Origin of the sequence: Bacillus massilinigeriensis, assembly GCF_900111815.1 — a bacterium.
In the GTDB taxonomy this organism is placed as follows: domain Bacteria; phylum Bacillota; class Bacilli; order Bacillales; family Cytobacillaceae; genus Mesobacillus_C; species Mesobacillus_C mediterraneensis.
In genome coordinates, this window is the sequence record NZ_LT630004.1 from 1,559,555 (window position 1) to 1,572,569 (window position 13,015).

At 40.0% G+C, this 13,015-nt stretch carries 14 protein-coding genes; 6 read left to right on the forward strand and 8 right to left on the reverse strand.

All coding sequences use genetic code 11. From position 1 onward, the window contains the following. Positions 1 to 138: 138 nt before the first annotated feature. From BQ5796_RS08155 to BQ5796_RS08165, 3 genes are all read right to left on the reverse strand, one after another. A complete protein-coding gene (locus tag BQ5796_RS08155; RefSeq protein WP_071459783.1) occupies positions 139 to 2,727 on the reverse strand; it encodes a helicase-related protein in 2,589 nt (862 codons plus the stop codon). Positions 2,728 to 2,920: 193 nt separating this feature from the next. Then, complete coding sequence (locus tag BQ5796_RS08160; RefSeq protein ID WP_071459784.1) at positions 2,921 to 3,208, reverse strand: DUF2653 family protein; 288 nt, start codon at positions 3,206 to 3,208, stop codon at positions 2,921 to 2,923. Beyond that, complete coding sequence (locus tag BQ5796_RS08165) at positions 3,196 to 3,624, reverse strand: hypothetical protein (protein WP_071459785.1); 429 nt, start codon at positions 3,622 to 3,624, stop codon at positions 3,196 to 3,198. Before BQ5796_RS08165 ends, BQ5796_RS08160 begins: the two co-directional genes overlap by 13 nt. Positions 3,625 to 4,031: 407 nt before the next feature. Between BQ5796_RS08165 and qoxA the strand changes: the two genes are divergently transcribed. Genes qoxA through qoxD form a run of 4 tightly spaced genes read left to right on the forward strand, consistent with a single transcriptional unit; the run spans position 4,032 to position 7,873 of the window. Next, the gene (gene qoxA / locus BQ5796_RS08170) at positions 4,032 to 5,012 is read left to right on the forward strand and encodes a cytochrome aa3 quinol oxidase subunit II (RefSeq protein ID WP_071459786.1); all 981 of its coding nucleotides are present in this window, start codon (positions 4,032 to 4,034) and stop codon (positions 5,010 to 5,012) included. Next, entirely contained in the window at positions 5,002 to 6,978 is a 1,977-nt protein-coding gene (qoxB, locus tag BQ5796_RS08175) for a cytochrome aa3 quinol oxidase subunit I (protein WP_071459787.1), read from the forward strand. Before qoxA ends, qoxB begins: the two co-directional genes overlap by 11 nt. Next, on the forward strand, positions 6,968 to 7,573 hold the full coding sequence (qoxC, locus tag BQ5796_RS08180; protein ID WP_071459788.1) for a cytochrome aa3 quinol oxidase subunit III: 606 nt from the start codon (positions 6,968 to 6,970) through the stop codon (positions 7,571 to 7,573). Before qoxB ends, qoxC begins: the two co-directional genes overlap by 11 nt. After that, positions 7,574 to 7,873: a cytochrome aa3 quinol oxidase subunit IV gene (gene qoxD / locus BQ5796_RS08185; protein ID WP_071459789.1), complete on the forward strand. Its 300-nt coding sequence runs from the start codon at positions 7,574 to 7,576 to the stop codon at positions 7,871 to 7,873. It abuts the gene before it with no gap. Between the two features lie 38 nt (positions 7,874 to 7,911). Here qoxD and BQ5796_RS08190 read toward each other — a convergent pair whose 3' ends face one another. From BQ5796_RS08190 to BQ5796_RS08210, 5 genes are all read right to left on the reverse strand, one after another. After that, positions 7,912 to 8,112 carry a hypothetical protein gene (locus tag BQ5796_RS08190; protein ID WP_071459790.1) on the reverse strand — a complete coding sequence of 67 codons (201 nt, stop codon included), beginning with the start codon at positions 8,110 to 8,112 and terminating at the stop codon, positions 7,912 to 7,914. A gap of 144 nt (positions 8,113 to 8,256) precedes the next feature. Further along, complete coding sequence (locus tag BQ5796_RS08195; protein ID WP_071459791.1) at positions 8,257 to 8,691, reverse strand: peptidylprolyl isomerase; 435 nt, start codon at positions 8,689 to 8,691, stop codon at positions 8,257 to 8,259. Positions 8,692 to 9,019: 328 nt separating this feature from the next. Continuing rightward, entirely contained in the window at positions 9,020 to 9,241 is a 222-nt protein-coding gene (locus BQ5796_RS08200) for a hypothetical protein (protein ID WP_234969373.1), read from the reverse strand. Positions 9,242 to 9,401: 160 nt separating this feature from the next. Continuing rightward, a complete protein-coding gene (locus BQ5796_RS08205; RefSeq protein WP_071459793.1) occupies positions 9,402 to 9,590 on the reverse strand; it encodes a hypothetical protein in 189 nt (62 codons plus the stop codon). Positions 9,591 to 9,728: 138 nt separating this feature from the next. Continuing rightward, entirely contained in the window at positions 9,729 to 10,187 is a 459-nt protein-coding gene (locus BQ5796_RS08210) for a ferritin-like domain-containing protein (RefSeq protein WP_071459794.1), read from the reverse strand. A 207-nt stretch (positions 10,188 to 10,394) separates the two neighbouring features. Here BQ5796_RS08210 and BQ5796_RS08215 point away from each other — a divergent pair, with 207 nt between their 5' ends. Beyond that, complete coding sequence (locus BQ5796_RS08215; RefSeq protein WP_071459795.1) at positions 10,395 to 10,646, forward strand: sporulation protein; 252 nt, start codon at positions 10,395 to 10,397, stop codon at positions 10,644 to 10,646. A gap of 124 nt (positions 10,647 to 10,770) precedes the next feature. Then, on the forward strand, positions 10,771 to 12,939 hold the full coding sequence (locus BQ5796_RS08220; RefSeq protein WP_071459796.1) for an MMPL family transporter: 2,169 nt from the start codon (positions 10,771 to 10,773) through the stop codon (positions 12,937 to 12,939). Positions 12,940 to 13,015: the final 76 nt, after the last annotated feature.

Consider the following 13,015-nt stretch of genomic DNA (forward strand, 5'->3'; position numbering starts at 1 on the left):
TCCTATAAAAAAAGCAAAAAGGCTTTTAATAATTATCAAAATAATAATCATTTCACCTATTTTATAAGGTTCTAACTGAACATTAAGGGTATCCTCTATTAGGACAGCAAAGGATACCCGATTTTCCTCTAAGAATTATTAGAAACGTTCGCGTCTCTTGCTTCTGCTGTGTTTCTTTTGAAACCGCCCTTCAAAGCAGCTATCGCAAATACTGAATTTCACATCATCACCCAACTTTTTACCACATCGCTTGCATTTTTTTCTAAAATGCTGTACTTCATTTTTCAAATGCTCATGGACATCCTCGCTTAATCCCATCCGGACACGTTCCCAATAAACAGCTTCGGTCCTTCTATCAAGCCTGTACAGAAACAAGAGATGAAGACCAATTTTTTTATAGGAAAGCTCTAGGTCTTCCAATGTTCGCTTTCGGATGACCGGCTCGGGGATATCATATTCATGGACAATGCTATGCATCGTATCTAGCCACTGCTGTACAAGTGCACTCTCCTTAGAGTCAAATGGGAGATGCAAAAAACCGTAAAGCTCTCTCATTGGCAGCCTTGCTTCCATTTCCGTTCCTCTAACATACTGGTATAATTCTCTCTCTTCAGAAAGAGAAGCCTTTTTCGTTCCGAGAGGGGGATTAAATTTTTCCCATAGTTCAAAAAATGCGCCAAGATCACGATAGTAACGCTGAAACCTTTCAAAGACACCAGCCGTCGGAGCAACCGAAAATGTCAGCACTGGTTTATCTTCCTTGGATAATAAACTTTCCATCTCAGGAATGTTTTCTGTAAAGGCTACCTTCCCTACTTCGTACATTCCTTTTCTCCCAGCCCTGCCAGCGATTTGCTTTACTTCCTGTGATGTGAGCCTCCGCCGTCTTGTTCCGTCAAATTTTTCGTTTTCAAGAAAAACAATTCTCCGTATGGGCAAATTCAAGCCCATCCCAATAGCGTCCGTTGCCACCACAATATCACTTTCCCCTGAGATAAAACGCTGTATCTGTCGCTGTCTCGTCTCGGGAGGCATGCTTCCATAAATCATGCTGACATTATGCCCATTCCGCTGAAGCCTAGAAGCTGTTTCGAGTACTCGTTTTCGCGAAAAACAAACGAGAGCATCACCTCTTTTCGCATGGTTCATTTGAAACTCTCTCTGTTCTACCACAAGGGGCACTTCCCGTTTATACTCGATTACTTCTACCTCTTCTCCCGATAAAAGTTCAAGCATCAGCTTTTTCATGTTTAGGCTGCCTATTATATGAACTTCCCTGGCATTCGCATTTGTTATTGCTCGATACCATGAGTATCCTCTTGCTTCATCGGCAATCATTTGAGCCTCATCAATAACTATCACATGATAATAATCCTTTTCCCGAAACATCTCTACAGTGCTCGATAAATGCGATGCATGCATGACACTTTTCTCTTCTTCACCAGTTTTCAAAGAGCAAGGGACACCTTCCTCATTCAACTTTTCATACACTTCAAGTGCCAGCAGGCGGAGAGGCGCCAGATAGAGACCGCTGTTTGCCTGCTTCAAGCGTTGCAGTGCTTGAAATGTTTTTCCCGTGTTTGTTTCTCCTACATGCAGGATATAGGGGATGCTCCTTTTCGTAGTGGCAGCATATTCCTCAGCAAAAATCTCCCTCAAAATTTTTTCTTCTTCTTCTCGCTTTCGCGTTTCCTCTTCCTTTATTTTTTGCAGCTTGGTTTCTCGAACCTCTTCATCTTGTTGCAAAACTTCCAAATGAATTCCTTCCACAAATGGAATAGCGGCTACTTCCAACAAATCAGCCACAAATTCTTCTTGAAGCCTAAAAAAAAGTGAATCTGCAGCATCCATAAAATCATCGTCCAATTTTTTTGCAAGTAAAGAAGCAGTCAGTTCCTCACCATGTGTCAGCTTGAATTGAGCCTTCAATCCTTCAGAAAGACATTCCATTACTTTTAGGGGGAGCTCCTCAAAAACATAGTTATAAACTATATCCTGATAGACATCATCGTACGACTCGTATTCAAACGTCTTTCTTCCCCAATCAATAACGGAGCGAATTCCTCCTGTTAATTCTTCAAGAAATTCGGATAGGAAGATATAATCATTGGGAGTAAACAGCCCTTCTTCAACAAGTCGTTCTTCTAGCATGGAGGGTTCGATATAGCTATACTTTATCCTCGTTTCAAAATCCCTTTTAAGCTGAACTCCTGCTTTGTACCTTAATTTAGTATAGATAGATAGAGAGTACTGTTCCATCATCACCCTTACAGCAGAACAAAGCTTCATTTCAATTTGTTCTTTCTTGACTGCCAGCTTTTTCTCTTCCTCTTTGTTCAAATGGTGTTGCCTAGCTTTTACATAGAGCTTCTCCCATGCGTCATCTTTCATCATAAGGCTGCTCATCACCCAAGATTCCACATCAAATGGTTTATAGCTCTTTATTTCTTCTCGAAAAAGCTTGTTCACGAGCTTTCTCTCAAATCCTTCCGTTTCGATTCCTCGTTTTATTAAATATTCCTTTTTTAATTTGCCTGGCAAACCATTAGATGCTTTAGTCAACCATACATTCAGCCATATTTGCTTTAAATAATTTGAACGCTGTTCCAAGTAATCACTAAAAAAAGGAATTTTTTCATTTTTACCGAGAAAAAAGCGGATATCCTCTTGGATTTTAACTTTTGCATGCTGGACCGCATCTTCATAAACTTCTTCAAAACGTCCCATGACCCTCTCCTTTCCTATCCACAATCCATTCTTTTTATTTTATCCTATTGCTACCACATTATCTTCTTTCTCATTATATCAATGCTACACATCAATAACCGCAGATTCTTGTTCATCAAATGATTATCAATTTCACCAATTCTCTTGAGAATATACAACAGCCCGTCATTCCTTCCTGACGGGCTGTTGTATATCATCCTATTTTAGCAATAATGCCTTCGTCCTCGTCCAATACCAATTGAATACCCGAGTATGGATCCATGCGTAGTTCTAAATCAAGCCACATACGAAGAGCTTCGATAATATTCTGGGAAATTAAAATCTGGCTCCTCCCGCCTACATGAGTTTCAGCAGAAAATCCGTAATCATCATCAAACATTAGTTCCACGCCAACTTCTTCCAGATTCACTTGCTTTTTGTCTGCCGTATAAAGGCAAAGTGCATTCACAATATCCTGTTCAGAGATGATCAGTTGCGCCATTGGTTCCTCTCCTCTTCATATCGGTTGCGACGAGTAAAGAAAATTCTCTTAACAAGTGCGATAATGAGCAGGATGCCAAGGACGTTCAGGATCATACCAAAGAGAGGTCCCATCGGCCCAAGGCTAGAAAGAAGACCTCCAAAGAGTAGGCCGGCAATACCTCCATACATTAATCCACCCAAAAAACCACGACGCTTGCTGTCTTTTCGATAATTAGAACTCTTATTATACGCCTTATTTTGGTTGCTTTTGTTTGGTGATTTTTGATAGTTTGATTTATTGCTGTTATACCTCTTCACACCAGATTTGTAGCCTTTTGCACTTACAGAAGCAGGCTGTTCGCCCAATAAATGGGTACCAACCGGCGATAAAATAACCATTAATGCTATTAGAGATGCTGCTATTTTCTTCCACATATTTTGTTCCTCCTATTGGTGTAATGATTAATCTGTCCCACTATATACGGTGTAAGAAGATAAAAGTTTCAATTTTATTCACATTCCCAGATTTATTTTTTCAAAACGCATTCATTCTCGTTTAAAAAATAACCTTAAATACAGTATCTATACAAATAGAGTTATTCCCCTATAATATCAAGTTAATTAATTCACAAATTGTTCATTATTTTGACACCAAATCCTAATAATTTCTATGTTAAAATCATTTTAAATTAAAGTGTGACAAAAATCACACTAAGCAAATTAGGAGATATTTGTTTTACAAATTGTTCGCAAAATTTTTTTTGCTTACATTGTGATGGTTTGAACAAATATATCTCCCTTTTATTCAATGTTATCAACATTTTTGAGAGGAGCTGCAATAAATGAAAGGATCCAGAAAGTTACTGGCCTTCATATCTTTGTTCTCGGCTGTACTGCTGAGCGGATGTGAAAATAATTTGGTTGTGTTCCAGCCGGGAGGGCCCGCTGCCAGAAGCATCCTAGACCTAATTAACTTCTCCATTGTCATGATGCTTGCAATCATCATCGTTGTATTTGCTCTGTTCGGCTACATTGTCTGGAAGTACCGAGAACGGAAAGACACCAAAGACTATGAGCCGCCTGAAGAGCATGGAAATACTGCGCTCGAAATTATATGGACCATTATACCAATTATCATTGTAATTGCACTGACCATTCCGACAGTAAAGACGATTTACGCTTTAGATAAGGTTCCAAAAGGATACGAGAAGAAAGAACCACTTGTCATTAATGTCACATCTGCCGACTGGAAATGGATTTTCAGCTATCCTGAGCAAGGAATTGAAACTGTAAACTATGTTAATATCCCTGAGGATAGGCCTATCGATTTCAGGCTTACATCAGCAAGTACGATGCAAAGCTTCTGGATTCCGTCTCTTGCCGGTCAAAAGTACTCAATGGCAAATGCAGAAACACAGCTTTACCTTGTAGCAGACAAACCAGGATCTTATATGGGCAGAAACACAAACTTCAACGGCAAAGGCTATGCAGAAATGGAGTTTGAGGTGCTCGCCCAAACTCATAAAGACTTCGAAGAATGGATTGAAGAAGTGAAGGAAACTGCGCCAAAGCTTACAGAGAAAAAGTATGAAAAAATGCTGGAGCCTTCCCATCTTGGTCGAGAAACCTTCTCGAACACCCACCTGGAATGGGTAGACCATTCTAAGGGACAATCCGAAAAATATATTAAACCAGAATTATACAAACGTGAGCACGGATATCAGGGGAAAATATTTAAAGAAGATCACTCCAAATCTAATCATGATCAACATGAAATGGACAAAATGAACGAAAACCACGGAGGTGGACATAGTGGGCATTAAATGGGATGAGTTTTTTGTTACAGGCGATCCATTGATTTTGGCTTCACAAATCGCCATTCTCTTAACATCAATCGGAGCAGTTGCAGCACTAACGTACTTTAAAAAATGGAGATGGCTATGGACAGACTGGCTCACTACAGTTGATCATAAAAAAATCGGGATTTTATATATATTAGTTGGTATTGTCATGTTTTTCCGCGGTGGTGTTGATGGGCTAATGATGAGAGCTCAAACAGCTGTACCGGAAAATAATTTCCTTGACGCACAACATTATAATGAAGTATTTACAACTCATGGCGTCATTATGATTCTTTTTGTTGCGATGCCTCTCTTAATCGGTGTAATGAACTTTATTGTTCCTTTACAAATTGGCGCTCGCGATGTGGCATTCCCACAACTGAATGCTCTAAGCTTCTGGCTAACCTTCAGCGGTGCGATGCTTTTCAATATTTCATTCGTTATTGGTGGGTCTCCTGATGCTGGCTGGACCTCCTACTTCCCTCTCGCAGGTAAGGAATTCAGTCCAGGTATCGGGAATAACTTCTATGCCATCGCCCTACAGATAGCAGGAGCTGGAACGCTCATGTCAGGGATAAACTTTGTTGTAACAATCTTGAAAATGCGCACTAAAGGTATGACGCTGATGAAAATGCCAATGTTTACTTGGACATCCTTCATCACGAGCATCATCATTACTGCCAGCTTTCCAATATTCACGGTAGCACTCGCATTGATGACCTTTGACAGAATCTTTGGTACACATTTCTTTACCGTTTCTGGAGGCGGCATGGATATGCTTTGGGCCAACTTGTTCTGGCTTTGGGGTCACCCGGAAGTTTACATTGTTGTTCTGCCGGCTTTCGGTATTCTTTCAGAAGTTATTTCTACCTTTGCTCGTAAGACATTGTACGGTTATAAGAGCATGGTATTGTCTATTACGATTATTGCGGTATTGAGTATGCTCGTTTGGGTTCACCACTTTTTCACAATGGGCAACAGTTCCGCAGCCAACTCGTTCTTTTCCATTACAACGATGATGATTGCCATTCCAACAGGAGTGAAAGTATTCAACTGGCTGTTCACCATGCGAAAAGGCCGGATAAAATTCACTACTGCCATGCTTTGGGCACTCGCTTTTGTTCCAAACTTTGTGATCGGCGGGGTAACCGGCGTCATGTTAGCAATGGCAGCGGCTGATTATCAATACCATAACACTTTGTTCCTTGTTGCTCATTTCCACTATGTGCTGATTCCTGGAGTAGTGTTCCCACTGTTTGCAGCTTTCTATTACTGGTGGCCAAAAATGTTCGGTTATATGCTGAATGAGCGAATCGGAAAATGGCACTTCTGGCTGTTCACCATCGGTTTTAACCTGACATTTATGCCAATGTTCTTCCTGGGACTAGATGGAGCGGTCCGCCGGGCTTACACTTATTCAGAACAAACTGGTTTTGGTCCGCTTATGTTGACATCTGCCATTGGTGCTATTATTTTGGCCGCAGGTTTTGCAGTCCTTTTATATAACATCTATTGGAGTGCGCGCTATGCAGACCGCAATATTTCCAATGATCCATGGGATGCAAGGACCCTTGAATGGGCTACAGCATCACCAGTCCAGCATTATAATTTCGCATCCCTCCCTGAAGTGAAAACATTGGATGCATTCTGGCATATGAAAAAGAACAATGAAATTAAAGAGTTAAACGAAGATGAAATTCAAGAAATCCACATGCCTAGCAATACATGGATTCCATTCTATATGGGCAGTGTTTTCTTAATAGCAGGCTTTTTCCTTGTCTTCGAATGGACGATTGCTGCCGCAATTGCCACAATTGGTATCATCGCAGGGTTGATTTTCCGCTCATTTGACTATGATGAAGGCTTCCATGTCCATAAAGACGAAATTATTGAAACAGAACAAGGCTGGAGAAAAGTCGGCAAAGGAGTGAAAAATCATGTCAGCTAAAGGAAACGCCGCACTTCCGATAGAATTTCAAACACAACAAAACAGGATGAATATTCTAGGGTTCTGGATCTTTCTTGGGGCTGAAATTGTCCTCTTTGCAACATTATTTGGTGTTTATGGTGTACTTGGCCACCGTCATGCTGGAGGGCCGATGCAGCAGGACCTCTTTATCATCAAGGATGTCATGATCCAGACAATGCTGCTTTTAACGAGCAGCTTCACAATGGGAATCGCCATTTTTGAAATGCGCAGGGAAAATACAAAGGGTCTGCTCATTTGGTTCATCATCACCTTGCTCTTGGGCGCAGGTTTCCTCTACATGGAAATTCAGGAATTTAGCCATTATGTCCATCAAGGAGCAACCATGCAAACTAGTGCGTTTCTTTCCAGTTTCTTCGTGCTCCTTGGAACCCATGGATTGCACGTGACACTTGGAATAGGATGGGCCGTCTTACTGATCATCCAGCTTGTGCAACGAGGACTCACACCTGTAACGGCAAGAAAAACGTTCATCATTGGTCTTTACTGGCATTTCCTTGATGTTGTTTGGATTTTCATTTTCACATTTGTATATTTAAGAGGGTTGGTGTCTTAAATGGATAAAACAACGAAAAGCTTCCCTATAAGTCACGTCATTGGATTTTTCCTATCACTAGCCCTTACATTTGGAGCCGCATTTGTCGCTCTTCAAGCTGGATTGCCGGCAAATACGGTTTTGTGGATTATCGGCTCATTAGCGGTTATCCAGGCAGCATTACAGCTGTATATGTTCATGCATATGAACGAAGGTGAAGACAAGGCAGCACAATCAATCAATATCCTTTATGCAGTTTTCATTGCGGTTGTGATTGTTGCAGGTTCAATTTGGGTCATGTTCTCTGGCCACTCGCATTAGAAGGTAAAAAGAGCAGGTATCCAGCCGGAGCCTGCTCATTATCTTTTATAGCCTTTTATCAACCTAAGCTCGGGCACTCTGCCTTCTTTTCGAAAAATCAAGAATAGTGCCATATTGAACATCAAAAGGAACAGTGACAGAATAGTATGCTGGTATTGATGTGATACTATCGTTAGAAATACGCTTACAACACAGTATCCGGCAATGGTTAAATAAAAGTAGGTGAGAAGTTTACTCAAAACCTTTCCCTCCAAATTCGTTTTATTTAACATCATTTTACCAGAAATTACACCTCTTGGACACAATTTGTTCACAAATTAACCATATTTTTTTCACAAGTATTTTCATATTAAAAAAAGGACCCAAAGGCCCTTTCTACAGTATTAGTCTTCTACTACCACTTTTTCCATAACGTCTCCATTGCTCATTGCCCTTGCTGTTTCAAGGCCTGAAGTAACTTTTCCAAATACAGTGTGAACACCATTCAAGTGTGGCTGCGGCTCATGAACGATGAAAAATTGGCTGCCGCCAGTGTCTTTGCCAGCATGCGCCATTGAAAGAGCCCCTGCTTCATGTTTATGAGGATTGCCTTCTGTTTCGCATTTAATTGTATAGCCCGGCCCACCTGTTCCTGTACCGTTGGGGCACCCCCCTTGGGAAACAAACCCTGGAATAACGCGATGGAATGTAAGCCCATTATAGAATCCCTCTTTAGCAAGTTTTTCAAAGTTAGCAACTGTTCCTGGAGCTTCATTCGGGTATAGTTCAAACTCGATTTTTTCGCCGTTTTTCATTAGAAAGTATCCTGTTTTTGTCATATGTATCATCTCCTTGAAATTAAAAAATCACAGTTATCATACCATCTTTTCAAATGAAAAGAAAAGCTTCCGCATTAATATGCAATTTACATAGAATGTGTTAAAATAAAAAAGCCTCCTCCGGACATTCGCTCGTTGCGGGACACTTAACCACTGTACGGACGGAGGAGGCCCTGCTATAGCAGGCTTTTTTTTATGTTTTCAACGCTCTTTAAATCGCCACATTATCCCTTACCCCTACCGCTATCTGTACATCTTTCCATTGATCCTAAGCTAAGGTGATAATAATCCGTAGCAATACAAAAAACGGATACCATAATGGCACCCGTCAGTGATCGTTACTCGCATATTCATCTTCCTGATTTTCACGTTGCATATACCATTGCTTTATATGAGTCAAAATAGAAAAGACCCAGAAGAAATTCATCGCCCAGACGCTAACAAAAGGTGATATTCCACCGAAATCAATCGACTGGTATCCTTTTATCCACATGACGATAGCTGATTCAAGAAAAACGAGTATAAATCCAAAAATACTGGCAACCGACATGCGAATCAATGAACCCACACTCCTATCCATTACTTGTAAGCTAATAATAACAGGAATGTACATTGGAAATCAATTGAAAAGTTCACACTTTTGACAAATATGATAAGAAAACTATTAAAAATGCAGATTTATTCTTGCAGATTGACCATATTTATGAATCTCAATATCTTATTCTCTTTTGCTTTTGCATTAGTTCATACGATTTCTCTATTATATCTGTCAATACATCCCCTTTGTAAATTCGTCCAACTCTTGTTTTGTCCTGGTAATATTGAACAATTTCATCAAGCATATCAGAAGTTTTTTTCGAAACTCTTACGTTCAATTGTATTTTTTGGTTTTCCTCCATGTTGAACCTCCATTAATATGTATTGCTAGCAATCGCTAACAGTATGCTAGTACTTATATAGTTATCGCTATTTTTTATTCTATCATTTAACAGCTTTTTTTTCATTTTTACGGAAACAAAAAAAGGGCATTCGGCCCTTCAGTACTTTTTATATCGTCCATGAAGCATAGTCAAAAAGTACAAGAACCATACTGCATGGTTTTGCTCATCCCCAGCGGCTCTTCGGAAAACTTCTTTAATATATGTTTCTGTCGTTCTTTCAGCTATATCCAGATATAAATCGACTGTCTCTTGTTCGTCGGTAAAGGCAGACTCCAGACCAGATCTGTACTGACTAGGGCAAGCTTCTGTCAATTTAGGATGATACTTTTTTCCTGTAAGGTTTTGATAGATTGCAGCAAATTGATGAAAGTGCTTTGACTCGTCCTGTCGTATTTCCTGGATCCTCTTTTTTGCTGCTGCATCCGGGGCAATTAACGCTAGCTGTTCATAGCATAATATCGCGCTATACTCACCATCAATTGCTTTTTGAATATCTTTCAACAGATCATTATTTTGCCGATGAAAAACATCTTGGTAATAGTAACTTCGGCTCATGTATTTATCCCCTCCTGCATGCAATTTATTCTATGTAGCAAGGGCTTGTGGTGTGCCTAAATCACATATTATCGTTTGTAAGCCTGCCTTTTTTTTCACTTCTCCTTTAATTCCGCAAATCAGGGATAACCCTCAATAATGTAGTACATAATACATATGGAAGTGTGAAATTTTAAGGCAATAAACACGGAAACGGAGGGGTGCTCAATGGATAAGACACTTGCTTATCTTAGAGAAACAATTGCCAATTATACAGAAAAAGATCCAATAGCCGAAAGGATATATAGCAAGATCGAAAGCGGGATCAATCAGTCAGAGGAACATTTTATCCGCCGCCTCACATTGAAAGAAGAACGCTATCTCAACAAAATCCTCGCGTGGGAAATTCAATATGCAAAAAATGAAATGGATGAAACAAGAGCAAAGCAGCTCAATGAGGTATACGAATTGCTGTTGTGAAAAACCTGGTAAACCTTCTGTATATGCTCCTATTTCTCCCTGCCTTGTATTATAATTGTATAGTGACATATACCCGGCTTTATTAATGGCCGGGTCATTTAGCTTGGTTTGGAGGGTAAATTTCATGTACACATTCGGACAGATGGTTTACAGAAATAGATTAAAAGTTATCATTCTTTGGGTCGCTATTTTGGCAGGGCTTGGTTTTTTTGCATTGAAGCTGCCTGATGTACTCAGCGGCAATGGATTTGAGTACGATGGGGAATATAAGAAGACACAAAGTATACTACAAGAAGACTTTGGCTATCCCGATTCCTCCATTATCCTGCTTTTTGAGAAGGATCGAACTGTCTCGACTGAAAAGTGGCAGAAATTCATTAACTCTAATCTAAAATCAGCAAGTAAAATCAAGGGAATACAAAAAGTAATCAGCCCTTTCGAAAATAACGGCATGGTAAAAGATGATTATGCTTTTGCGGTCTTAGAAGGTGCCAAGAAAGCAGAAGATATGGGGCCCACAGTTAGCGAACTACGTTCGGCTATACATATTGACGACGGCATGAAAGTTAGTATTACGGGAGAGCCTGCAGTCGTAAAGGATTTGAACGAAGCGAGCCAAAAAGACCTGGCAAAAGCAGAAATGATTGGTCTCCCTATCGCTCTTATCGTGTTATTATTCGCATTTGGCAGCCTTGTAGCTGCCAGCTTGCCATTGATAATAGGTGTTGTTTCCATTCTATCAACGATGGGCCTTGTTTACTTTTATGGGCAATCATTTAACTTAACTATTTTTATCCTGAATATCATTCCGATGATTGGTCTCTCTCTCAGCATTGATTTCGCGCTTCTTTTCATCAGTCGCTACAAGGAAGAATTGCGCAATGCACCGACAGATACAGCACTAGCAACAACAGTTGCTACTGCTGGGAAATCGATCATTTTCTCTGCATTATGTGTATTTATTGGCCTATTTGCACTAATGTTCATTGAAATTGATATATTCCGGAATGTTGCTCTTGGTGGAGTCACCGTTGTCCTTATCTCTGCTTTTTCTGCACTTACCCTACTACCTGCCCTACTAGCAACTATTGGTGGACGAATTCATACCTTTACTTTGTTGAAGGTAAACAGTGAGAAACCTGGTATATGGAGTCATTTTGCTAATTTTGTTATGAGAAGACCCGGAACTATGTCAATTATTGCACTAGCCTTTTTGTTTATTGCGCTAGTACCTTTAAAGAACATGATTTTAACTGTTCCTGGAATTGATGCCTTGCCATCTCAATATGAATCGCGCAATGCTTATGATAAATACGAAAGGACCTTTATCGATAAAGACCAAAGGGTCGAGAATAAGGTAATTGCTGTCATTGAGTCTGATGGACCAGCTTTGGAAGTGAGTAATTTGCAGAACTCTCTAGAAATGATTCATAATATTAACCGCGATGAAAAAGTCGCTTCCGTCGAATCATTGTTCAGCGTTACAGGTATCCATAACGCAAAAAAGCTGGTTGGCGTCCTGCAATCCCCTGGAAACCCTTTAGGAGCAGCTTCGAAGCAATTCGCGGCCGATGATAGACTGCTAGTCAATATATATTTGAATCATGATCTTTCATCAAGCGAAAAACAAAAATGGGTTAGAAAAATGGCTGAAAAAGAGCATAGTGCAACGATCTACTTTGGGGGAGCACCAAAATTCGAGCAAGAGATTTTTGACGAGATATGGAATAAGGCACCTAAGGGCCTTTTTCTCATCATTATTTCCACTTTCTTCATTTTGATGCTGGCATTTCGATCCATTCTTATCCCACTAAAAGCAATACTAATGAATGTGCTGAGCTTAGGAGCAACCTTTGGCATTGTTGTATGGATATTCCAAGAGGGCCACTTATTTCAGGAACCTACAACCATCGCTCTCATCCTTCCAGTATTTGTTTTTAGTCTAGTATTTGGACTGTCAATGGATTATGAAGTATTCCTAATATCAAGAATCCATGAGCTATATATCAAGACCGGAAACAATAATAAAGCAACTTTAGCAGGGCTTATTTCAACAAGTAAAATTATTACTTCAGCTGCAGCCATTATGATAGTAATTACAGGTGCTTTTGCTTTTACTGGAGTAATGCCCGTTAAACAGATGGGAATCGGAATTGCACTCGCTATCCTGCTCGATGCAACCATAATCCGAATGGTTCTTGTCCCTTCTCTGATGAAACTCCTAGGGGACTGGAATTGGTGGTTTTTTGGAAGATCTCATAGAGTAAAACGAAAAGATAAAGGAAATTGCTAGAAGTATATTCATATAAATGGTTTAATAGTATACGGTCCGTATGCAGTTAAATGTCAGAAAACCCCCTATTTCAATT